This window comes from Dechloromonas hankyongensis (genome assembly GCF_022012295.1).
Classification (GTDB): Bacteria; Pseudomonadota; Gammaproteobacteria; order Burkholderiales; family Rhodocyclaceae; genus Azonexus; species Azonexus hankyongensis.
On record NZ_JAKLTN010000003.1, the window covers coordinates 105,712 to 127,494 of the forward strand.

The following is a 21,783-nucleotide window of genomic DNA, read 5'->3' on the forward strand; positions in this document are numbered from 1 at the left end:
GAAGACCCATGAGCAAGCCCCGCCGAACCCGCATCAAACACGCCATCAATCCGATGGCGATCCGCCTGTCCGAACCGGAACTCGTCCAGATCATGCTCCGGCCGCACATCCACCTGAGCCTGCTGCTGAGCGAAGGACAGCCGAACCCGTACTACCTGTCGTCCATCATCGGCGTGTTCAACGTCGCCATGGCCCTCGCCTACATGCACAAGGACATTCGCTCGATTCACCTCTACGAGTCGATCCAACAGCCCCTGCTCGACGTCGCCGCCACCGGCATTTCGACGGCGGAGCTCGGCCTCCGACTGAGCCGGGTGTTCGCCATCGCCGACCAGTACATCGCCGCCCAGGCCAAGACCGACATCCTGCGCGCCATCCGCCTGGTCGAGCACCAGTTGGCTCACGGCGACGAAAACACCCTGCTCCAGGCGAAGTCCTGAGCATTTCCCGCGTTCCACAACCGTGTCGGCGGATTCTCTCCCCGGCGACATGGTTCGGGCCGGTGCTGTTTGTGCCAGCACCGGCCCACCCTTCCCCCGGCAACACATCAGCCATGGCTGAACATTTCGATAAAAATACGTGACTATTATTTATCAATAGCCCCGCCTAGCATTCAGTCCATCGCCCCGACCACACCAAGGAGAGACAAGATGGACCAATCGAACCGTTACGCCGACCTCAGCCTTAAAGAAGCCGACCTGATCGCCGGCGGCCAGCACATCCTGTGCGCCTACCGGATGAAGCCCAAGGCCGGCCACGGCTACCTGGAAGCCGCCGCCCACTTCGCCGCCGAATCATCGACCGGCACCAACGTCGAGGTATGCACTACCGACGACTTCACCAAGGGCGTCGATGCCCTGGTCTATTACATCGACCCGGCGAGCGAGGACATGCGCATCGCCTATCCGCTCGACCTGTTCGACCGCAACATGATCGACGGTCGCATGATGATGGTCTCCTTCCTGACCCTGACCATCGGCAACAACCAGGGCATGGGCGACATCGAGCACGCCAAGATGGTCGATTTCTACATGCCGCGCCGCGCCATCGAGCTGTTCGACGGCCCGTCCAAGGACATTTCCGACCTCTGGCGCATCCTCGGCCGCCCGGTGAAGGACGGCGGCTACATCGCCGGCACCATCATCAAGCCCAAGCTCGGCCTGCGCCCCGAGCCCTTCGCCCGCGCCGCCTACGAATTCTGGCTGGGCGGCGATTTCATCAAGAACGACGAGCCGCAGGGCAATCAGACCTTCGCGCCGATGCAGCAGACCATCCCGCTGGTGTACGACGCCATGAAGCGCGCCATGGACGAAACCGGCGAGGCCAAGCTGTTCTCGGCCAACATCACCGCCGACGACCACTACGAGATGGTCGCCCGCGGCGAATACATCCTGCGCACCTTCGGCCCGGATGCCGACAAGGTCGCCTTTCTGGTCGACGGCTACGTCGGCGGTCCGGGCATGATCACCACGGCGCGGCGCCAGTTCGCCAACCAGTACCTGCACTACCACCGCGCCGGCCACGGCGCCGTCACCTCGCCCTCCGCCAAGCGCGGCTACACCGCCTACGTGCTGGCCAAGATGAGCCGCCTGCAGGGGGCGTCCGGCATCCACGTCGGCACCATGGGCTACGGCAAGATGGAAGGCGACAAGGACGACCGCGCCTGCGCCTATATCATCGAACGCGACAGCTACACCGGCCCGGTGTATCACCAGGAGTGGTACGGCATGAAGCCGACCACGCCGATCATCTCCGGCGGCATGAACGCCCTGCGCCTGCCCGGCTTCTTCGACAATCTCGGTCACGGCAACGTGGTCAATACGGCGGGCGGCGGCGCTTACGGGCACATCGATTCGCCGGCCGCCGGGGCACGGTCGCTGCGACAGGCTTACGATTGCTGGAAGGCGGGAGCCGATCCGGTGGAGTGGGCGCGCGACCACTATGAATTCGCCCGGGCGTTCGAATCGTTTCCGCAGGATGCGGACAAGCTTTATCCGGGGTGGCGGCATAAGTTGCGGCCGGCGGCATAAGGTTCGGGAAGCCTTACGGGGCGGCGGCGCCGCCCTAAGATGCCGTTGGCCTGAGGATCAGGGGATTTCCTTTTTTGTTGGCGTGGGGTTCCGCCCTTGTGGGGCGTCTCACTTTTTCTTGCTTCGCCAAGAAAAAGTAAGCAAAAAGAAGGCGACCCTGGGTCGGTGCCCCCTTCGGGGGTTCCCTGCGCTACTCGAAACGCCGGGCGGCTTGCCTGAACTCGCCTGCGGCTCAAACAAGGCAAGCCGACTGCTCCCGGCATTTCTGCGTTGCTCGGCACCTCTCAAGGGGCCCGGCAAACCATCCGTAATTCCATGTTGCCGCTTGAGCAGCGACGCCTTTCGGGTCCCCATGTGGAGCGCCGAGCAACGGAGAAGGGCCGGGGGCAGTCGGCGAGGACTGTCTGAGGGGCGCAGCCCCGAGTTCCGCAGCCGCCCGGCGTTTCGAGTAGCGCAGGGAAGTCGGCAACGCCGACCGCGTAACCTGGGGTCGCCTTTTCTTTGCTTACTTTCTTTTGGCGAAGCAAAAGAAAGTGAGACGCCCTCAAGGCGGAAAACAACGCTAACAAAAAAACCAACCACCAGCATTAAACTAACGCTTATCAAACAGCCATAAAAAGCAAATCTCCTTGAACATGAACTTCGTCCGCACCCTGACCCTGCGCCAGCTGCAAATCTTCGTCGTCGCCGCCCGCCACCTGAGCTACGCCCGTGCTGCCGAGGAACTGCACCTGACGCCACCGGCCGTGTCGATGCAACTCAAACAGCTCGAGGACAATGTCGGCCTGCCGCTGTTCGAGCGCATGGGACGCGGCGTGGCGCTGACCGATGCCGGCGACCTGCTGATGCACCATGCGCTGCGCATCCTCGGCGAAATCAAGGATGCCGAGGCCAACCTGCAGGGGCTGCTCGGCGCCGAGGTCGGCCAGTTGTCGGTCGGCCTGGTCAGCACCGCCAAGTACTTCATGCCACGCCTGCTCGCCAAGTTCTCGCAGGCGCATCCCGGCATCGAGGTGCAGTTCTCGGTCGGTAATCGCGAAAGCCTGCTCCAGAAACTGCAGGACAACGCCATCGACCTCGCCGTCATGGGCCGCATCCCGACCGAAATCGACGCCCATGCCGAGCCGATGGCCAACCATCCCTACCTGTTGATCGGCCCGGCCGATCACCCGCTGCGCGAGGCCCGCCGCTTCGACATGCACGAGCTGCGCCACGAAACCTTCCTGCTCCGCGAAGAAGGCTCCGGTTCCCGCCGGGTGGCCGAGGAAATGTTCAAGAACCACCTGTTCACGCCGGCCCGCACCATCAGCATGGGCAGCAACGAGACGATCAAGCAGGCCGTGATGGCCGGCATGGGTGTCGCGCTGATGTCGCTGCACACCCTGCCGCTAGAACTAAAGACCGGCGAGGTGAGCATCCTCGACGTGCTCGGCACGCCCATCGAGCGTACCTGGTACGTGGTGAACATGAACGCCAAACGCCTGCTGCCGGCCGGCCAGCGCTTCCGCCAGTTCCTGCTCGAAGAATCCGCCCCCGCCCTCGAACAGGAATTCAGCCGCCACCTGATTGCTCGTGCAGCAAGCTGATTTTGTTACGCTACAATCTGGTGCACTGCAACAATGACTTCGACGACGCCGATCATGCATCCTCGCCTTGCGCTTTCCGAGCTGCAGGAGCATCCGCTCCGCCAGCGCCTGAACAACGAATTCCACGCCCGGCCGCCGGTGCCGCTGGTCGGCGCCATGCTGGTGTCGCATCTGGTCTTCAAGCACAGTGCCGAGAAAGCACCGGCCGCCCGCGACAACCTGGCCAAGCTGTGCCAGGGTCATGTCTGCAACTCGATCGAGAGTTCCGACTCGCACCTGATGATCGACACCGGCGCCTTCCGCATGCGCTGGGAGCTGCATACCGAGTTCTCCAGCTACACCTTCTTCCGCCCGCTGGCCAGCGGCGAGGAACTGCACCCCGACGTCACCGCCTTCGATGCAGTGCTGCCCGAGTGGTTCACCGGCATCCCCGGCAAGCTGATCGTCGCCACCCATGTCGAACTGCGTTCGACCGAGGAAATCAGCCCCGACTCCATCCTCGCCAGCCTGACCCCGAACGGCCGCACCATGGTCGCCGCCAAGGTGGCCGACGATACAGCCTGGATTTTCACCGATTTCAAGATCGACAACGGCTTCTCGCGCTTCCTCGTTCTCAACGAAGGCATGACCCAGCGCCAGACCGGGCGCACCGTGCAGCGCTTGGTCGAGATTGAAACCTACCGCCTGATGGCCCTGCTCGGCCTGCCGGTGGCCAAGGAAGTCAGCCGCTGGCTCTACACCGGTGAGCGGGAGCTGGCTGAGATGATGGACCGCATCGGCCAGGCGCGCAGCGCCCAGGACGAGCGCGACATCCTGGCCGCACTATCGGCACTGGCTGCCGGCGTCGAACACTCCGTCGCCCGCACCACCTTCCGCTTCGGTGCCTCGCGCGCCTATCACGGGCTGGTCATGCAGCGCATCGAGGAACTGCGCGAAACGCGCATCTCCGGCCTGCCGACCTTCTACGAATTCATGCAGCGCCGCCTGCTGCCGGCGATGAACACCTGCGAAGCGATCAGCCGCCGGCAGGAAGAACTCTCCGCCCGCGTTGCGCGGAATTCGCAGCTGCTGCGCACCCGCGTCGATATCGAGCTGGAGCGCCAGAACCAGGAACTGCTTGCCCAGATGAACCGCCGCGCCAAGCTGCAACTGCACCTGCAAGAGGCGGTCGAGGGACTGTCGGTGGTGGTGCTGACCTACTACGGCTCGCAACTGGTGCAGTACATCGCCAAGGGGACTAAGGAACTCCATCACCTGAATACCGACGTGATTACGGCGATTTCGATTCCGGTGATTGCTGGGTTGGTGGCTTGGGGGACAAGGCGGATGCGGAGGAAGTTGGCGCGCGAAGTTGGCGAGGCGGCCTGAGTCGCTGGGTTGGCGCGGTTTTCTGCGCCTAAGGTGGCTAGATTAGCTACCGTTGCTTTCCGCCTTGAGGGCGGGCGTACTTTTTCTTGCTTCGCCAAGAAAAAGTAGCCAAAAAGAAGGCGACCCCCGGGTCGGCGCCGGGCTACGCCCGGTCCCTTGCGCTACTCGGCAGGCCGGGCGGCTGCGGAACTCGGGGCTGCGCCCCTCAAACAGTCCTCGCCGACTGCCCCCGGCCAGCCTGCGTTGCTCAGCGCCTCTCAGGGGGACCCGAAAGGCGTCTCGGGACCAGGCACCATCCGAAAAGACAAACGCTACGATTAGCCGAGAAGCTGAATCACTGGTCGAACCCGGATGGTTCACCGGGCCCCTTGAGAGGTGCCGAGCAACGCAGGGTCTGGCGGAAAAAGGGCGAGGACTGTCTGAGGCCCGCAGGGCCGAGTTCCGCAGCCCCCGCCTGTCCCGAGTAGCGCAGGGAACCCGCGCAGCGGGCACCGACCCAGGGTCGCCTTTTCTTTGCTTACTTTCTTTTGGCGAAGCAAAAGAAAGTAAGACGCCCCGCAAGGGCGGAACCCATCGCCGGCAAAAACCGGTGCGCTACATCAGCCCCCAAACACCAAACCCAGCTTAATTTATAATGCGCGTTTTGCTCATTTCGGGACCCCGATCGTGACCGCTCCGCTCTTCGAATCCACCATCACCAGCCTCCCCCTCCTCAACAAGGGCAAGGTCCGCGACATCTACGCCGTCGATGCCGACAAGCTGCTGATCATCACCACCGACCGCCTGTCCGCCTTCGACGTCATCCTGCCCAACCCGATCCCGCGCAAGGGCGAGGTGCTGCAGGCCGTGGCCAATTTCTGGTTCGACAAGCTCGGCCACATCGTTCCGAATCAGCTGACCGGCATCGATCCGGAATCGGTCGTCGCCGAGAACGAGCGCGACCAGGTGCGCGGCCGTGCCGTCGTCGTCAAGCGCCTGCGCCCGCTGCCCATCGAGGCCGTCGTCCGCGGCTACGTCATCGGTTCCGGCTGGAAGGACTACCAGCAGACCGGTGCTATCTGCGGCATCGCGCTGCCGGCCGGCCTGAAGATGGCCGCCAAGCTGCCGGCGCCGATTTTCACACCGGCCACCAAGGCTGCAGTCGGCGACCATGACGAGAACGTTTCCTTCGCCACCGCCCAGGCCAACTGCGCCGCCGATCTGGCCGACGCGCTGGCCGGCACCGGCAAGAACGGCGCCGGCCTGGCCGACGAGGCCCGCATCGCCGCCATCCGCCTGTACGAGGAAGCTTCGGCCTACGCCCGTGGCCGCGGCATCATCATCGCCGACACCAAGTTCGAGTTCGGCATCGACGCCGCCGGCACGCTGCACCTGATCGACGAGGCGCTGACCCCGGACTCGTCGCGTTTCTGGCCGGCCGACCAGTACCAAGAAGGTATCAACCCGCCGTCCTACGACAAGCAGTACGTCCGCGACTATCTGGAAACCCTGGACTGGGGCAAGGTCGCCCCCGGCCCGAAGCTGCCGGCCGACGTCGTCGCCCGCACCAGCGCCAAGTACATCGAAGCCTACGAGCGCCTGACCGGCAAGACGCTGTAATCGAAATCGCCCTCCGGGGCGATTTTTGCTGAACCCGGCCGCAACGGCCGGGTCAAAATGGCTGTCACCATAAGGGGAGGCAGACATGAGACACGTATCCGATTTTCACGGCAGCGGATTGCCGATCCCTGGTGTCCGGCGCATCGCGATGGATCGCCCGTTCTACTGGCTGCGCGCAGGTTGGCGGGACCTCAAGGCCAACCCCCTGCCCTCGTTGGCCTACGGCCTGCTGTTCGCCCTGTGCGGCGACCTAATCATTCTAGCCACGCTCGACCGGCCGCATCTGCTGACCGTATCGATTTCCGGCTTCTTCCTGGTCGGCCCGCTGCTGGCCGCCGGCCTGAACGAACTGAGCCGGTGCAACGCCGACGGCGAAAAACCTTTCTTCATCGACACACTGCACTGCTTCCGCCGCAACGGCGAGTCGCTGGCCATCTTCGGGCTGCTGCTGGCGCTGGTCGGCTTGATGTGGGAGCGCTTCTCGGCCATCGCCTTCGCCCTGCTCGGCAGCGAAACGGGCATCGATGCCCACGCGTTCATCGTCAGCCTGCTCCTCAGCGGCGAACATACCGCTTTCATCGCCACGTGGTTCGCGCTGGGCGGCGTTCTCGCCCTATGCGTCTTCGCCATCTCGGTCGTCTCCGTACCGATGATGCTCGACCACAACGCCGACATGCCGACCGCCACCGTGACCAGCGTGCGCGCCTTCCTGCTCAATACCGGCCCGCTGCTGTTGTGGGCGGTGATGTTGGTCGGCTTGACCCTGCTCGGTTTCGCCACCCTGCTCTTCGGGCTGGTGGTGATCATGCCGATTCTCGGCCATGCCACGTGGCACGCCTATCTCGACCTTGTAGAATAGGCTGCTGAACAACGCCAATCCACGGGCGGCGTAGGCCGCCCGTTTTTGTTACCCGACGACCATGACCTCTACCGCCAATCCGCTGCTCGATTTCTCCGACCTGCCCCGCTTCGACCTGATCCAGCCGGAACACGTCAAGCCGGCCATCGAATCCCTGCTCGCCGACGGCCGCACGCTGATCGAACGGCTGACTGCAGAATCCACCCCGGCCACCTGGACCGATTTCGCCGGCGCCTTGTCCGACGGCCTGGAAGGCTTCGGCCGCGCCTGGGGCATCGTCGGCCACCTGCATTCGGTCAACGACGTGCCGGCCTGGCGCGAGGCGTACAACGAAATGCTCCCGGAGGTCTCCCGCTTCTATACCGAACTCGGCCAGAACCTGGCCCTGTTCGACAAGTACCGCGCCCTGAAGGGCCGTCCGGAGTACGCCACGCTCAGCCGCGAGCAGCAGAAGATCATCGACAATGAGATCCGCGATTTCCGTCTCAGCGGCGCCGAATTGCCGGAAGACCAGAAGCCACGCTACCAGGCGATCATGGAAGAACTGTCGCAGTTGGCCGCCAAGTTCTCGGAAAACCTGCTCGATGCGACCAGCGCCTTCGCCGAGATCATCACCGACGAAGCCCTGCTCGCCGGCCTGCCCGACGACGTCAAGGAAGCCGCCCGCTTGAATGCCGAGAAGGCCGGTCTCACCGGCTGGAAATTCTCGCTGCACGCGCCGTCCTACGGCCCGGTCATGCAGTACGCCGACAACCGCGAGCTGCGTGCCCGCATGTACCGCGCCTTCGCCACCCGCGCCGCCGAATTCGCCGACGGGTCGAGCAAGCCGGAGTGGGACAACACGCCGATCATGAAGCGCCTGCTCGAATTGCGCGCCGAAGATGCGCACATGCTCGGTTTCGCAAACTTCGCCGAAGTCTCGCTGCTGCCCAAGATGGCCGATACCCCGACCCAGGTCCTCGCCTTTCTGCGCGACATGGCGGCCAAGGCCAAGCCTTTCGCCCAGCGCGACATGGCCGAACTGCTCGCTTTCGCCAAGGACGAGCTGGGCATCGCCGATTTCCAGCCGTGGGACGCCGCCTATGTGTCCGAAAAGCTGCTCCAGGCCCGCTATGCCTTCTCCGAACAGGAAGTGAAGCGGTACTTCACCGAGCCCAAGGTCGTCGCCGGCCTGTTCAAGGTCGTCGAAAGCCTGTTTACGGTCAAGGTAAAGCCGGACAACGCGCCGGTGTGGGACCCCGACGTGCGCTTCTACCGCATCGAAACGCCGGCCGGCGAGCTGGTCGGCCAGTTCTACATGGACCTCTACGCCCGCGAAACCAAGCGCGGCGGCGCCTGGATGGACGAGGCCAGGTCGCGTAAGCGCACCGCCGGCGGCATGCAAAAACCGATCGCCTACCTCAACTGCAACTTCGCCCGCCCGGTCGGTGACAAGCCCACCACTTTCACCCACGATGAAGTGATCACCCTGTTCCACGAAGCCGGCCACGGCCTGCACCACCTGCTGACGCGTGGCGAGGAACTGGGCGTTTCTGGCATCCACGGTGTCGAATGGGATGCTGTCGAACTGCCATCGCAGTTCATGGAAAACTACTGCTGGGAATGGGAAGTGCTGCAGGGGATGACCGCGCATGTGGATACCGGCGCACCGCTGCCGCGCGCGCTGTACGACAAGATGTTGGCCGCCAAGAATTTTCAGAGCGGCATGATGACGGTACGCCAGCTCGAATTCTCGATTTTCGACATGCGCCTGCACTGCGAATTCGATCCTAAGGGCAACAAGACCGTGATGGACCTGATCCGCGAAGTGCGCGACGAGGTCGCCGTGCTGATACCGCCGGAATGGCACCGCTTTCCGAACAGCTTTTCGCATATCTTCGGCGGCGGCTACGCGGCCGGCTACTACAGCTACAAGTGGGCGGAAGTGCTGTCTGCGGACTGCTATGCGGCTTTCGAGGAAGCCGGCAATCCCTTCGATCCGGCGGTCGGCAAGCGCTACCTCGATGAAATCCTGGCCATGGGCGGGTCGCGCCCGGCACTGGAAAATTTCCGCGCTTTCCGCGGCCGCGACCCCAGCCCCGATGCACTACTCCGTCATAGCGGTATGATTGCGACCTGAGCGGTTCGAGGGAGAGAACAACCATGCGTTACCTGCTGATGCTTTGCCTGGCCATGACCGGCGCTTCGGCCACTGCTGAAACCTACCGCTGGACCGATCCGAACGGCAAGACAGTCATTTCCGACTCGCCGCCGCCGGGCCGGACCAAATCGGTGCTCAAGGCCGGTGCCAACGCCGAGCCGGGCGACAACCTCCCCTTTGCCGTCAAGAAAGCAATGGAGGCCTTTCCCGTCACGCTGTACTCGGCCGCCGAATGCACCAACGACTGCAAACTAGCGCGCGACCTGCTGAATAGCCGCGGCGTCCCGTTCACCGAAAAAGCGGTGCAGACGCAGGCCGAAATCGACGAACTCAAGCAACTGATCGGCGAGGCCGCGGTGCCGGCGCTCAAGGTCGGCAAGCAGAGTTACCGGGGCTTCGATGCGGCAGCCTATAGCAACCTGCTCGACCTCGCCGGCTACCCGAAAACCGCCCCCTACGGCAGCAAACCTGCGGGCGCCCTGAACAAGTGAAAATCGCCACCTGGAACGTCAATTCGCTGAAGGTCCGCCTGCCCCACCTGCTCGACTGGCTGGCCGCCGCCCAGCCCGACGCGCTGTGCCTGCAGGAACTGAAGCTCGAAGACCACAATTTCCCCAAGGCTGAGATCGAAGCCGCCGGTTATCAGGTCGCCTTCTCCGGCCAGAAGACCTACAACGGCGTCGCCCTGCTTGCCCGCCAGCCTATCCACGATGTCGTTTTCGGCAACCCGCACTTCCCGGACGAGCAGAAGCGCCTGATCAGCGGCACGGTCGGCGACACGCGTATCGTCTGCGCCTACATGCCGAACGGCCAGGCGGTGGGCAGCGACAAGTACGACTACAAGCTGCGCTGGCTGGATGCCCTGGCCGTCTGGCTCGGCGAGGAAATGGCCAAGTATCCGCAACTAGCTCTGTGCGGCGATTACAACATCGCCCCCGACGACCGCGACGTTCATGATCCGCAGCGCTGGGCCGGCGAAATCCTGTGCTCGGAACCCGAACGCGCCGCGTTCCAGCGCTTCATCGGGCTCGGCCTCGCCGACAGCTTCCGCCTCTTCGAGCAACCGGAGAAAACCTTTTCGTGGTGGGACTACCGCATGCTCGGTTTCCAGAAAAACCAGGGCCTGCGCATCGACCATGTCCTGCTCTCCGCGCCCCTGGCCGCAAAATGCTCGGCTGCCGGCATCGACCGCGCCCCGCGCAAGCTGGAGCGCCCGTCGGACCATGCCCCGGCCTGGGCGACGATAGCCTGACCACAATGCCGACGGCAGCGACAACCACCGAGCGCTTGCTTAGCCTGTATCCGGCCCTGTCCGGATTGCCGGCCGAACGGCTCACCGCCCTGACGCAGGCGGCGGCCGTCATGCACATCCCGGCCGGCAGCCAGGTCTTCGCAGAACATCAGCCCTGCCAGGGCTTTCCGCTGCTGCTCGAAGGCAATATCAAGGTCATCAAGCTGGCGGCCAGCGGTCGCGAACTGATGCTCTACCGCGTCATTCCGGGCGGCTCGTGCATCATCAGCTCCAGTTGCCTGCTCGGCCATACCGACTACAACGCGCGCGGCGTCGCCGAAACGCCGCTCACCCTGCTTGCCTTGCCGGTCGACGAATTTTCGCGCCTGCTGGTCGAGCATGCGACGTTCCGCGACTTCGTCTTCCATCTGTTTACCGAACGCATCGCCGAACTGATGCAACTGGTCGAGGAAGTCGCCTTTGCCCGCCTCGACCAGCGCCTGGCCAAGCTGCTGCTGGCCCGCCATGACAATGCGCTGAATGTAACGCACCAGCAGCTGGCCGACGAACTGGGCAGCGTGCGCGAAATCGTCAGCCGCCTGCTCAAGGGCTTTGCCGCCCAAGGGCTGGTCGCCCTCGGCCGCGAGCAGCTGACCATCGTCGACCGCCCCGGCCTGCAGAAAATCGCCGCTGTGTGACCAAAGTTACATACCCCGTCATATCGGGACGTTAAAGTGCCTCCGTCCCAACCAATCTGACGGAGAAAACACCATGGCTGCAAATGTTGGCGGTATCGACAAAATCCTGCGTATCGTGGCCGGCGCCGGCCTGATCGGCGCCACCGTGGCCGGCATCCTGCCGGCCTGGGGCTATATCGGCATCGTGCCGCTTGCAACGGGGCTCATGGGCTGGTGCCCGGCCTATTCGCTGCTCGGCATCAAGACCTGCCCGGCGAACAAGTAAGCAACCGTCCGGCAATAAAAAACCCGCTGCGGCGGGTTTTTTGTCGTCTGGCGTCAGCTCAGGTAATTGGCGATCCGGACATAGCCCTCGACCGGGATATCCTCGGCCCGCCGCGTCGGATCGATGCCCAGGGCGGCAAAGCCCGCATCGTCCAGCGTCCCCTTCAGGGTATTGCGCAGCATCTTGCGGCGCTGCGAGAAGGCGGTCAGCACTACCTGCGACAGCTTGCCCAGGTTTTTGGCGTTGAGCTCGGCAGCCGGCTTGGGAATCAGCCGAACGACAGCCGAGTTGACCTTGGGCGCCGGATCGAAGCTTTCCGGCGGCACGTCGATCAGCCATTCCAGCCAGAAACGGTATTGCAGCATCACCGACATACGGCCGAAATCGGCGTCGCCCGGCTCGGCGACCATGCGCTCAACGACTTCCTTCTGCAGCATGAAATGCATGTCGTAGACGTTTTCGGCGTAATCGGCGAGATGGAAGAGCAGCGGCGTCGAGATGTTGTAGGGCAGATTGCCGACCAGGCGCAGGTTCTGGCCGACGCTGGCGAAATCGAAGGCCAGTGCATCGCCTTCATGGATAGTCATGCGGTCCGGGCTGTGCTGTTTCCTAAGACGTGCGATCAGGTCGCGGTCGATCTCGACCACATGCAGGTGATCGACCCGGGCCAACAGAGGTTCGGTAATCGCGCCCAGACCGGGACCGATCTCGACGACGGTATCGCCGCGTTGCGGATTGATGGCCGACACGATGGCGGCGATGATGCCGCTATCGACCAGGAAATTCTGGCCGAAGCGTTTGCGGGCGACGTGGCCTTTCATGGGATTTTCCTTTGTGCCATGCGCGCCGCTTCGGCGACCGCCTCGAACAGGCTGCCGGGGTCGGCCTTGCCGGTGCCGGCCAGCTCGAGCGCCGTGCCGTGATCGACCGAGGTACGGATAATGGGCAGGCCCAGCGTGACGTTGATGCCATGGCCGAAGGTCGCGTACTTGAGCGCGGTCAGCCCCTGGTCGTGAAACATGGCGAGCACGGCATCGCCCTGGGCGAGTACCGGCGGGGTAAACATGGTGTCGGCCGGGTGCGGACCGCTGAGCAGCATGCCTGCGGCGCGCAGCTTGTCGAGCACCGGGGTGATCACCTCGATTTCCTCCCGGCCAAGGTATCCCCCCTCGCCGGCATGCGGATTGAGTCCGGCGACCAAAATACGCGGCTGGGCCAGGCCGTACTTGCCGCGCAGGTCGGCATGCAGGATGCGCAGCGTTTCCTCGAGTACCGCCGGCGTGATGGCGGCCGGCACGTCCTTCAGCGGCAGATGTGTGGTGGCCAGCGCAACGCGCAACGGGCCGCGCGCGGTGTCGCCGGCCAGCATCATGACGACCAGCGGGGTCGCGGTTTTCTCGGCCAGGTATTCGGTATGCCCGGTGAACGGCACGCCCGCCTGGTTGATGACTCCCTTGTGCACCGGTGCCGTCGCCATGGCCGCGAATTCGCCAGACAGGCAACCTTCCAGCGCACGGTCGAGCACGGACAGCACATAAGGACCGTTGGCCGCATCGAGGCGACCCGCTTCCGCCGGCTGGGCCAGCGGAACGTGCAGGACATCGAGCACGCCCGGCGCCGGCTGGTTTTCCGGCTGGTAATCCCGGAAGAGCATGCTCAGGCCGAGTTGCGAGGCGCGGGCAGCCAGCAGGTTCCGGTCACCGATCACGATCGGATGGGCCGGCCCCGGATGCACCGCCAGCTGCAGGCAGAGTTCCGGCCCGATGCCGGCCGGTTCGCCGCTAGTGACGGCAATGCGTGGCAACATCACTTTTCGTCGAGGCGGTTTTCGACATAGGTGCGGTCGCGCAGCTGACGCAGCCAGTCCTGGTACGCCTCGTCGAGCTTGCGTTCGCGGATGGCCTGACGGGCCACGGCACGCTGGCGCTCGGCCGAGACGTCGCGTTCGCGGCGTTCCTGCACCTGGATCAGGTGCATGCCGAACGGCGACTGGACCACCGGGCTGACCTCACCAACCTTCAGCGCATCCATGGCCCGTTCGAATTCGGGGACCGTGTCGGCGGGGCTCAGCCAGCCCAGGTCGCCGCCTTTGGCGGCCGAACCGTCCTGCGAATAGAGGCGGGCCTGCTCGGCGAAATCCACCCCGTTGATGATGCGCTCGCGCACGGCTTCCAGCTTGCGGCGCGCTTCCGCTTCGGACACCACTTCGTTGACCCGGATCAGGATATGGCGGGCCCGCGTCTGCTGCACCGATGCCGGCCCACTGCCGCCGCGCTTGCCGATCAGCTTGACGACGTGGAAGCCGGCCGACGAGCGCAGCAGTTCGCTGACCTCGCCCTGCTGCAGGCGGCCGGCGGCATCGGCATAAAGGCCGGGCAGACGGCTCAACGGACGCCAGCCGAGATCGCCACCCTGCAACGCGTCCGGTGCGTCGGAGAAAGCAGCCGTCAGTTCGGCGAAGTTCTCGCCGGCGCGCGCCCGCTTGAGCGCCTGTTCGCCACGCAGGCGCAGCTTCTGCAATTGTTCCGGGCTGGCCGACTCCGGGGCCCGCAACAGTATGTGCGCTAACTGGTATTCCTCGGCGCTGCCCGAAGCCGCCTGGGTGGCGAGATAGTTGTCGATTTCTCCTTCCGAGATGATCAGCTTGCTGTCCACTTCCCTTTCACGCAGACGAACTGAGACCATTTCATTGCGGATGTCCTCGCGGAAATTGGCGTATTGCAGGCCGTCCTTTTCCAGCGCAGCGCGGAAGTCGGGCAGCGACATCTTGTTACCGGCGGCGATGCGGCCAATGGCCTGATCAAGCTGGACGTCATCGACCCGCATCCCGGAATCCTTGGCGTACTGCAACTGGGCGCGATCCATGATCAGGCGTTCAAGCATCTGGCGTTCGAGAACGTCCTGCGGCGGCAAGGGCGTCCCTTGCTTCTGCAATTGCTTGAGGGCCGAGGCCAGACGATTGCGCAACTCGACGTAGGTGATCACGTCGGAGCCGACGACAGCCACGATGCGGTCAGCCTCGACCGGCTCCTGCGGCTCGGCGAACGAGACCTGCGAAAACAAGCTGCTCAGGCAGGCGATCAGAAAAACGAAGGTACGGGCGAATGGGGTCATGGACGTCATTAGGGGGTGAGCAGATGGCTGTCGGTGGGCAGTTCGTTGATCTTGCCATACCCCGGGATGCTGCGCCGGAGCATGCCGATCGGGTTGGAGCCGATGCTGCCGAAATCGTTGAGTTCGAGTTGCAGGAACAGTGTCTCGTTGGGTGTGCCGGAAATCGCCGCCAGTCGCTGCGCAACCAGACGGACCGACCAGCAGCTGGCGTTGTACTCGACGCCGGCGATCACCTCGAGCGCACGGCTGTCGCGCAGCGAGTAGTTATAGCGGCCGACAGCATACCAGTTCGCCGACAGAGGCCATTGGCCGGCAAAATCGACCTGATCGACCGTCGAACTACCTGTCAAGGCATCGCGGGTATAGCGGTAGCTGGCGGACAACACCTTGCCGAACGCGGGCTGAAAGCGCGCTCCGGCCGAGAAGCGTTCGATGACGTTTTCCCGGTAGTTGTACTCGGCGGCCAGGTCCGTATAGGTCTTGGGCGCCACCAACCCGTTGAACGCAGCGACGATGTTGGAGAAATTGTCCCGCCGGGTCGTCTCGCCAGCAATAGAAACACGCTGAGGCTTGAAGTAATAGCGCTGGCCGACCATCGCCTTGAAGCTTTCCACACCGGTCTCGCCGTCGAGCAAGCGTGTGGTCAGGCCGGCGGTCAACTGGTTGGCATCATTGATGCGGTCGTAGCCGCTGTAACGGTTTTCCGAAAATATCTGCGCGAAATTGAAGTCAGTCAGGCCGCTATCGAACAGCGGAATCTGGCTCTGGTCCTTGTACGGAATATTCACGTAATAGAGGCGCGGCTCCAGGGTCTGGATGTAGCCCTTACCGAACCAGTCGCCCTCGCGCTCGAAAACTACGGTCGAGTCGAGCGAAAAGGTTGGCAAGGCCCGACTGTAAGTATTGGGCAGGCCGGAAGTTTGATCGTCCAGCGAATATTTTGTCAGATGCAGGCCGACCTTGGGGGTGATCTGGAAAGCTGGATGGACGATGGGCAACGACACCTGCGGATAGAACACCATACGATCGCCCTGCACCTTGGTTGGATCGACATGGGTAAAGCGCGAATACTGGCCTACCGCCGAGAAATCGGTCTTAAACAGGTTCGGCTTGTAAGCAATGAGGTTCAGTTGCGGCTCGAGGAAGTAGGGACGCGCGATCGGGTTGGACGGGTCGATCTGCAAGGTCTGGTAACGCAGAACCTGCATATTGGTCTGCAGCCAGGGCGCAGGCGAATAGCCCAGCGACACCAGCCGAGGTAGCTGGGTTTGCGATGTTTGCAACAGGCGGGAGGTCATGTCCTGCCAGTAGTAATCGTCGGAAACGCCGTTCCAGTTAATCACCGCCGAAAGCCCACGCCCCAGGTTCTGTCGATGATCGATGCGATAAGCATAGCGGCTGCGCCCGAGCATCTCGTCGTTCGGCATGTACTCGAAGCGCGCCTGCCCCTCGTAGTGGTAATCGACGTAACGGGCATCGGCGCCCAGTTGTGTACCACGCTTTGACAGGTAGCGCGGCGCCAGGGTCAGGTCGTAATTCGGTGCTAAATTTAGATAATAGGGCACCGTGAAATCGAGACCGCTGCGTGTCGAAGTCGAGAAATGCGGATGCAGAATGCCGGAACGACGCAGGTTGTTCAGCGGGAAGGAGGCCAGCGGGGTATAGAGGATGGGTGCCCCCTGGAACCACAGGGTGGCATCCTTGGCCGTACCCTCGCCTTGATCGTAGTCAAGATGCGTTTCCGCAGTCTTCAGGTACCAATCGGCGCTCCCCGGCTTGCAGGTCGAATAGGTATTCGAGAAGAGCGACATCTGGTTCTCGCCCTCAAAGTCGATGCGCTCGGCGTAACCATTGGCCTCCGACTGGCGAGGCGGCGGCAATTGTGTCGGCAGCCCGTAACTGTTGGCCACGTTGAGCATCATCGGCGCGCCCGACGTATTTGCATTGCTACTCGCTACCGTCACTACCGTCTGTTGCTGGGCATAGAAGCGGCTCGGCACGTCGCGCACGATGTGATAGGTCACCTGCTCCGCCGAGCCGACCTGTTCTGTCATCTTCATGCGCAAATGCGGGCCGCTGATCTCGGAGCCATCCTGCAACAGGCGGACGGAGCCGGTCGCTTCGACTTCATCGTCGAGCGGGCGATAGGTCAGACGATCCGCATAAAGCAGGTTGCCGACCTTGCGCAACTCGACATTGCCCTCGGCCTCCGTCACCTCGTCGGACTGGCCTTCGATTTGATCGGCAATGATGAACAGCGGATAGCTATCATCATGTTTTAGCGCCACCGGCGCTTCTTCGAGTGGAGCCCTGGGCGCCTGTTCCTTCTCTACCGGTTCCTTTTTTTTCTTCAGGACATCGAATTTGCGCTCCTGGCGCAAATTGAGCGGTAGGTCGTTGGCCGCCAGAAGGAGCGGCGTCTGCACCTCTTCCTGCGCGGCCGAGTCGGCAGCCGGCGCGATTGTCCGTTCGAGGTCGATAGCCGCATATCCCGCCTGCGTGCCGGCAAACAGGCAGCAGACGAAAACAGCGAGCGGACGGCGGGGAAAACCGGGCATTCAGGCGTTCGAGGAAGAGTGAGGACCGGAACGACCGGAACCCGAGTGTTAAAATCCCGGCATTTTACAACGAACCCACCTCCGCCCGCTTATGCAAGCCTCGACGCGCGATCAACTTGTTACAAACTGGGTAGCCGAGCGCTTCCCCAATCAATCGGTCCAGATCACCCCGGCCTCGGCCGATGCCAGCTTCCGTCGCTATTTCCGGCTGACCTGGCCGGATGGCAGCACGCGCATCCTGATGGACGCGCCGCCGGAAAAAGAGGACTGCAAGCCCTTCATCCACGTCGCCGGCCTGCTCGCCAAGGCTGATCTGGCCGCCCCGCGCATTCTCGACAAGGATCTCGACAACGGCTTCCTGGTCCTCACCGATCTCGGCCGCATCGGCTACCTCGACGCGCTGAACGCAGACCTGTCGCTGGCCGACCTGCTGATTCGCCCGGTGCTCGATGTGCTGGTCAAATGGCAGCTCGCCTCCAGCGCTGCCACCCTACCGCCCTACGATGGCACGCTGCTGCGTCGCGAACTCGACCTCTTCCCGGAATGGTTCGTCGGCCGCCACCTCGGCGTCGAACTGAGCGACGACGAGAAGATCATGCTCGACCGCAGCTTCAAGTTCCTGATCAATTCGGCGCTGGCCCAGCCCAAGGTGTTCGTCCATCGCGACTTCATGCCGCGCAACCTGATGGTCGTCGAAAGCGCCGAACGCCTGACCCCGGGCATCATCGATTTCCAGGACGCCGTCTGCGGCCCGATCACCTACGACGTCGTCTCGCTGTTCCGCGACGCCTTCATCTCCTGGGACGAAGAACAGGAAATCGACTGGGTCGTCCGCTACTGGGAAAAGGCCCGCGCCGCCGGCCTGCCGGTACGCGAGGACTTCGGCGCCTTCTGGCGCGAGTACGAACTGATGGGCCTGCAACGCCACCTCAAGGTGCTCGGCATCTTCTGCCGCCTGAAGTACCGCGACGGCAAGGACAAGTACAGCGAAGACCTGCCCCGCTTCATAAACTACGCCCGCAAGACGGCCGGCCGCTACGTCCAGCTCAAGCCGCTGCAGAACCTGCTCGACCGCTTGGAAGGCAACACCGAGCAGATCGGCTACCGGCGGTAAGGACGAGTTGTTAGTCGTTAGTTATTAGCCGTTAGCAAAAACCCTCGCTCTGGACCACTCGATCCTCAATCCTAAAAACTCGATCCTATGAAAGCCATGATCCTCGCCGCCGGCCGCGGCGAACGCATGCGGCCGCTGACCGACCACACGCCCAAACCGCTGCTGGCGGCCGGCGGCAAGCCCCTGATCGTCTGGCATCTGGAACGGCTAGCTGCGGCGGGCTTCTCGAAAATCGTCATCAACCACGCCCATCTCGGCGGGCAGATCGAAACAGCGCTGGGCGATGGCTCGCAGTGGGGGCTCAGCATCGCCTATTCGCCCGAACCGCCGGGCGCCCTGGAAACCGCCGGCGGCGTCGCCACCGCCCTGCCGCTCCTTGGCGACCAGCCCTTCCTGGTGGTCAATGGCGACGTCTATTGCGACTGGGATTTTCGCCACGCCCATCAGTTGGCTGGCAAAAACGCCCATCTGGTCATGGTCGCCAACCCTGCCCACCACGCTGGCGGCGATTTCAGTCTGGACGGCGAGCGCGTCATTTACGCCCACGGTGAGCAAACACTGACCTACGCCGGCATCAGCATCTTCTCGCCGGAGTTCTTCGCCGGGGTAAAGCCCGGTACGGTCATGAAGCTGCGCCCGCTGCTCGATGCCGCCATCGCCGCCGGCACGCTGACCGGGGAACGCTTTACCGGCCGCTGGGTCGATGTAGGAACGCCGCAACGCCTTGCGGAACTGGATGCCGAATTGAGGAACGCATGACCCACGCCCACTTTCTCGCTCGCCGCAAGCGCCTGCTGAACGTCATTGGCGGGGGGATCGCCATCGTGCCGACCGCGCCGGAAGTCATCCGCAACCGCGACGCGCACCACCTTTATCGCTTCGACAGCTACTTCTGGTACCTGACCGGCTTCCCGGAACCGGAAGCCGTCGCCGTGTTGATCGGCGGCAAGAAACCCAAATCCATTCTCTTCTGCCGTGAAAAACATGAAGAGCGGGAAATCTGGGACGGCTACCGCTACGGCCCGAAAGCCGCCAAGGCTGCCTTCGGTTTCGACGCCGCCTACCCGATCGAGCAACTCGACAAGAAACTGGCCGAATTCCTCGTCGACCGCGACACGCTGTGGCACGCCATCGGCCACGACGCCGTCTGGGACGCCCGTATCGCCAAGGCGCTGAACGAAGTGCGCGCCCAGACCCGGGCCGGCAAGCGGGCGCCGCGCGCCATCCACGACCTGCGCGCCGAACTCGACGCCATGCGCCTGGTCAAGGACGCCGCCGAAGCCAACATCCAGCAGCGTTCGGCCGACATCGCCAGCGCCGGCCACGCCCGCGCCATGCGCGCCTGCCGCCCTGGCGTCGCCGAGTACGAGCTGGAAGCCGAACTGAGCTACGAATTCCGCAAACGCGGCGCCGATGCCCACGCCTATACGCCCATCGTCGCCGGCGGCGCCAACGCCTGCGTGCTGCACTACGTGTCCAACGACAAGGTGCTCAACGACAATACCCTGGTCCTGGTCGACGCCGGCTGCGAAGTCGAAGGCTACGCCGCCGACATCACCCGGACCTTCCCGGTCAATGGCCGCTTCAATGCGGCACAGAAGGACGTTTACGAAATCGTCCTCGCCGCCCAGGCCGCCGCCATCACCGCCGTCGCCCCCGGCCGCCACTTCATGGAAGGCCACGATGCCGCCGTGCGCGTGCTGACCCAGGGCCTGGTCGACCTCAAGCTACTCCACGGCGATGTCGATAATCTGATAGAGAAAGGCGATTTCCGCCGCTTCTACATGCACCGCACCGGCCACTGGCTCGGCCTCGACGTGCACGATGCCGGCGAATACAAGGTCGGCGCCGAATGGACCCGGCTGGAACCGGGCATGACGCTGACCGTCGAACCCGGCCTCTACATCCGCCCGGCCGACGACATCCCGCCGGCACTGGCCGGCATCGGCATCCGCATCGAGGACGACGTGCGCGTCACGACCGACGGCTGCGACGTCTACACCACGGCGCCGAAGACGGTGGCCGAGATCGAGGAAGTCATGCGCCATGACTGAGCCGGTCGTCGAACAGGTCGACATCCTGATCGTCGGTGCCGGCCCGGTCGGCATGACCCTGCACCTGGCACTGTCTGCCGGCGGCCAGAAATCCCTGCTGGTAGACCGGCGCCCCCTGGCAGCCCAGCAAGGCGACCCGCGCGCCCTCGCCCTGTCGCATGGCGCCCGCCAACTGCTCGAACAGATCGCCAGCTGGCCGACGCGTGCCGCGACGCCGATCGAAACCATCCACATCTCGCAGCAGGACGGCTTCGGCCGCACCCTGATCGACCGCACCGATTACGCCCTGCCCGCCCTCGGCTACGTCGTCCGGTACCGCGACCTGGCTGCCGCGCTGGCCGCCAACCTGGCGGCCGACGCCGTCCTGACCGAAGCCGAAATCCTCGACATCACCCCGGCCGACGATCACGTCACCGTCGCCCTGCGCCACGCAGGCCAGTTGCGGACCTTCCGCACCAAGCTGCTGGTGCACGCCGAAGGCACGCCAGGCGACGACCCGGCCGTTGCGGTCAGCGACTACGCCCAGCATGCGGTGATCTGCGAAGTCACGCCAACACCGGGGCACGACAAGCGCGCCTGGGAGCGTTTCACGCCGGACGGTCCGCTCGCTCTGCTGCCGCTCGGCGACGAATACTCCATTGTCTTTACGCTGCCGCCAGCCAAGGCCGATGCCGTCATGGCACTGGACGACGCCGCCTTCACCGCCGCCCTGCAAAAACAGTTCGGCCAGCGCCTGAGCTTCGCCAATCCCGGCCCGCGCAGCCGCTTCCCGCTCGCCCTGCGCCTGCGCGATACGCTGGTAAAGGGCGGCGAAGTATGGATAGGCAACAGCGCGCAGACCCTGCATCCGGTTTCCGGCCAGGGCTTCAATCTCGGCATCCGCGACGCCTGGCAACTGGCCGAAATCCTGCTCGCACAAGGCCTCGGCCGCGACAGCCTGAGCCGTTACGCCTCCAGCCGCCGCCTCGACCGCCGGGGCAGCGCCTGGTTCACCGACCAGATCGTCTGCACCTTCTCCAACGACTTCGCCCCACTCAAGCTGGTGCGCGGCCTCGGCTTGCTCGCCCTCGACGTCTGCCCGCCGGCCCGCCACTTCGTCGCCAAGCGCATGATCTGGGGCGCCCGCGCCTGGCCTTGATCTGCGCCAAGGGCGAAGGTGCGACGCCA

The 21,783-nt window shown here is 63.9% G+C and carries 19 protein-coding genes; 15 read left to right on the forward strand and 4 right to left on the reverse strand.

Annotated features, from left to right (window positions below; genetic code table 11):
- Positions 1 to 8: 8 nt before the first annotated feature.
- The 11 genes from LZ012_RS16110 (at position 9) to LZ012_RS16160 (ending at position 11,776) form a co-directional block, all read left to right on the forward strand.
- A complete protein-coding gene (locus LZ012_RS16110) occupies positions 9 to 440 on the forward strand; it encodes a hypothetical protein (RefSeq protein WP_275711896.1) in 432 nt (143 codons plus the stop codon).
- Positions 441 to 650: 210 nt separating this feature from the next.
- Positions 651 to 2,030 carry a ribulose-bisphosphate carboxylase gene (locus LZ012_RS16115; RefSeq protein ID WP_275711897.1) on the forward strand — a complete coding sequence of 460 codons (1,380 nt, stop codon included), beginning with the start codon at positions 651 to 653 and terminating at the stop codon, positions 2,028 to 2,030.
- A 635-nt stretch (positions 2,031 to 2,665) separates the two neighbouring features.
- Positions 2,666 to 3,616 carry a LysR family transcriptional regulator gene (locus LZ012_RS16120; RefSeq protein ID WP_275711982.1) on the forward strand — a complete coding sequence of 317 codons (951 nt, stop codon included), beginning with the start codon at positions 2,666 to 2,668 and terminating at the stop codon, positions 3,614 to 3,616.
- Between the two features lie 54 nt (positions 3,617 to 3,670).
- The gene (locus LZ012_RS16125) at positions 3,671 to 4,984 is read left to right on the forward strand and encodes a DUF3422 family protein (RefSeq protein ID WP_275711898.1); all 1,314 of its coding nucleotides are present in this window, start codon (positions 3,671 to 3,673) and stop codon (positions 4,982 to 4,984) included.
- A gap of 666 nt (positions 4,985 to 5,650) precedes the next feature.
- Positions 5,651 to 6,583, forward strand: coding sequence for a phosphoribosylaminoimidazolesuccinocarboxamide synthase (locus LZ012_RS16130; protein ID WP_275711899.1), 933 nt, complete (start codon positions 5,651 to 5,653; stop codon positions 6,581 to 6,583).
- Between the two features lie 85 nt (positions 6,584 to 6,668).
- On the forward strand, positions 6,669 to 7,442 hold the full coding sequence (locus LZ012_RS16135; RefSeq protein WP_275711901.1) for a DUF2189 domain-containing protein: 774 nt from the start codon (positions 6,669 to 6,671) through the stop codon (positions 7,440 to 7,442).
- A 61-nt stretch (positions 7,443 to 7,503) separates the two neighbouring features.
- Positions 7,504 to 9,561, forward strand: coding sequence for a M3 family metallopeptidase (locus tag LZ012_RS16140; protein ID WP_275711903.1), 2,058 nt, complete (start codon positions 7,504 to 7,506; stop codon positions 9,559 to 9,561).
- Between the two features lie 23 nt (positions 9,562 to 9,584).
- Complete coding sequence (locus LZ012_RS16145; protein ID WP_275711904.1) at positions 9,585 to 10,073, forward strand: glutaredoxin family protein; 489 nt, start codon at positions 9,585 to 9,587, stop codon at positions 10,071 to 10,073.
- Positions 10,070 to 10,834: an exodeoxyribonuclease III gene (gene xth, locus LZ012_RS16150; protein WP_275711905.1), complete on the forward strand. Its 765-nt coding sequence runs from the start codon at positions 10,070 to 10,072 to the stop codon at positions 10,832 to 10,834. The genes LZ012_RS16145 and xth overlap by 4 nt, the downstream gene beginning before the upstream one ends.
- Before the next feature lie 5 nt (positions 10,835 to 10,839).
- Positions 10,840 to 11,511: a Crp/Fnr family transcriptional regulator gene (locus tag LZ012_RS16155; RefSeq protein ID WP_275711907.1), complete on the forward strand. Its 672-nt coding sequence runs from the start codon at positions 10,840 to 10,842 to the stop codon at positions 11,509 to 11,511.
- 73 nt (positions 11,512 to 11,584) lie between these two features.
- Positions 11,585 to 11,776: a YgaP family membrane protein gene (locus tag LZ012_RS16160; protein WP_275711908.1), complete on the forward strand. Its 192-nt coding sequence runs from the start codon at positions 11,585 to 11,587 to the stop codon at positions 11,774 to 11,776.
- A 53-nt stretch (positions 11,777 to 11,829) separates the two neighbouring features.
- Here LZ012_RS16160 and rsmA read toward each other — a convergent pair whose 3' ends face one another.
- The 4 genes from rsmA to LZ012_RS16180 are packed head-to-tail and all read right to left on the reverse strand — an operon-like array spanning position 11,830 to position 17,448.
- Positions 11,830 to 12,597, reverse strand: a complete 768-nt coding sequence (rsmA, locus tag LZ012_RS16165) for a 16S rRNA (adenine(1518)-N(6)/adenine(1519)-N(6))-dimethyltransferase RsmA (protein WP_275711909.1) — start codon at positions 12,595 to 12,597, stop codon at positions 11,830 to 11,832.
- Positions 12,594 to 13,583 (reverse strand): 4-hydroxythreonine-4-phosphate dehydrogenase PdxA, encoded by a 990-nt coding sequence (gene pdxA, locus LZ012_RS16170; RefSeq protein ID WP_275711910.1) that lies wholly within the window; start codon positions 13,581 to 13,583, stop codon positions 12,594 to 12,596. Before pdxA ends, rsmA begins: the two co-directional genes overlap by 4 nt.
- A complete protein-coding gene (locus LZ012_RS16175) occupies positions 13,583 to 14,899 on the reverse strand; it encodes a peptidylprolyl isomerase (RefSeq protein ID WP_420839542.1) in 1,317 nt (438 codons plus the stop codon). Before LZ012_RS16175 ends, pdxA begins: the two co-directional genes overlap by 1 nt.
- The gene (locus LZ012_RS16180; protein WP_275711912.1) at positions 14,899 to 17,448 is read right to left on the reverse strand and encodes an LPS-assembly protein LptD; all 2,550 of its coding nucleotides are present in this window, start codon (positions 17,446 to 17,448) and stop codon (positions 14,899 to 14,901) included. The genes LZ012_RS16175 and LZ012_RS16180 overlap by 1 nt, the downstream gene beginning before the upstream one ends.
- A 91-nt stretch (positions 17,449 to 17,539) precedes the next feature.
- Here LZ012_RS16180 and LZ012_RS16185 point away from each other — a divergent pair, with 91 nt between their 5' ends.
- The 4 genes from LZ012_RS16185 to LZ012_RS16200 all read left to right on the forward strand — a co-directional run bounded on the left by LZ012_RS16185 (position 17,540) and on the right by LZ012_RS16200 (position 21,754).
- Positions 17,540 to 18,562, forward strand: a complete 1,023-nt coding sequence (locus LZ012_RS16185) for an aminoglycoside phosphotransferase family protein (RefSeq protein WP_275711913.1) — start codon at positions 17,540 to 17,542, stop codon at positions 18,560 to 18,562.
- 87 nt (positions 18,563 to 18,649) lie between these two features.
- Entirely contained in the window at positions 18,650 to 19,321 is a 672-nt protein-coding gene (murU, locus tag LZ012_RS16190) for an N-acetylmuramate alpha-1-phosphate uridylyltransferase MurU (RefSeq protein ID WP_275711914.1), read from the forward strand.
- Positions 19,318 to 20,616 carry an aminopeptidase P N-terminal domain-containing protein gene (locus LZ012_RS16195; RefSeq protein WP_275711915.1) on the forward strand — a complete coding sequence of 433 codons (1,299 nt, stop codon included), beginning with the start codon at positions 19,318 to 19,320 and terminating at the stop codon, positions 20,614 to 20,616. The genes murU and LZ012_RS16195 overlap by 4 nt, the downstream gene beginning before the upstream one ends.
- Positions 20,609 to 21,754: an FAD-dependent monooxygenase gene (locus tag LZ012_RS16200; RefSeq protein WP_275711916.1), complete on the forward strand. Its 1,146-nt coding sequence runs from the start codon at positions 20,609 to 20,611 to the stop codon at positions 21,752 to 21,754. The genes LZ012_RS16195 and LZ012_RS16200 overlap by 8 nt, the downstream gene beginning before the upstream one ends.
- Positions 21,755 to 21,783: the final 29 nt, after the last annotated feature.

Excerpts from the sequence above, each read along its gene's own strand:
- LZ012_RS16195 (WP_275711915.1), top strand. The coding sequence starts at position 19,318 with ATGACCCACGCCCACTTTCTCGCTCGCCGCAAGCGCCTGCTGAACGTC.
- LZ012_RS16160 (WP_275711908.1), top strand. The coding sequence starts at position 11,585 with ATGGCTGCAAATGTTGGCGGTATCGACAAAATCCTGCGTATCGTGGCC.
- LZ012_RS16185 (WP_275711913.1), top strand. The coding sequence starts at position 17,540 with ATGCAAGCCTCGACGCGCGATCAACTTGTTACAAACTGGGTAGCCGAG.
- LZ012_RS16135 (WP_275711901.1), top strand. The coding sequence starts at position 6,669 with ATGAGACACGTATCCGATTTTCACGGCAGCGGATTGCCGATCCCTGGT.
- rsmA (WP_275711909.1), bottom strand. The coding sequence starts at position 12,597 with ATGAAAGGCCACGTCGCCCGCAAACGCTTCGGCCAGAATTTCCTGGTC.
- LZ012_RS16140 (WP_275711903.1), top strand. The coding sequence starts at position 7,504 with ATGACCTCTACCGCCAATCCGCTGCTCGATTTCTCCGACCTGCCCCGC.
- murU (WP_275711914.1), top strand. The coding sequence starts at position 18,650 with ATGAAAGCCATGATCCTCGCCGCCGGCCGCGGCGAACGCATGCGGCCG.
- LZ012_RS16155 (WP_275711907.1), top strand. The coding sequence starts at position 10,840 with ATGCCGACGGCAGCGACAACCACCGAGCGCTTGCTTAGCCTGTATCCG.
- LZ012_RS16180 (WP_275711912.1), bottom strand. The coding sequence starts at position 17,448 with ATGCCCGGTTTTCCCCGCCGTCCGCTCGCTGTTTTCGTCTGCTGCCTG.
- LZ012_RS16125 (WP_275711898.1), top strand. The coding sequence starts at position 3,671 with ATGCATCCTCGCCTTGCGCTTTCCGAGCTGCAGGAGCATCCGCTCCGC.
- LZ012_RS16200 (WP_275711916.1), top strand. The coding sequence starts at position 20,609 with ATGACTGAGCCGGTCGTCGAACAGGTCGACATCCTGATCGTCGGTGCC.
- LZ012_RS16175 (WP_420839542.1), bottom strand. The coding sequence starts at position 14,899 with ATGACGTCCATGACCCCATTCGCCCGTACCTTCGTTTTTCTGATCGCC.
- LZ012_RS16110 (WP_275711896.1), top strand. The coding sequence starts at position 9 with ATGAGCAAGCCCCGCCGAACCCGCATCAAACACGCCATCAATCCGATG.
- LZ012_RS16120 (WP_275711982.1), top strand. The coding sequence starts at position 2,666 with ATGAACTTCGTCCGCACCCTGACCCTGCGCCAGCTGCAAATCTTCGTC.
- pdxA (WP_275711910.1), bottom strand. The coding sequence starts at position 13,583 with ATGTTGCCACGCATTGCCGTCACTAGCGGCGAACCGGCCGGCATCGGG.
- LZ012_RS16145 (WP_275711904.1), top strand. The coding sequence starts at position 9,585 with ATGCGTTACCTGCTGATGCTTTGCCTGGCCATGACCGGCGCTTCGGCC.
- LZ012_RS16115 (WP_275711897.1), top strand. The coding sequence starts at position 651 with ATGGACCAATCGAACCGTTACGCCGACCTCAGCCTTAAAGAAGCCGAC.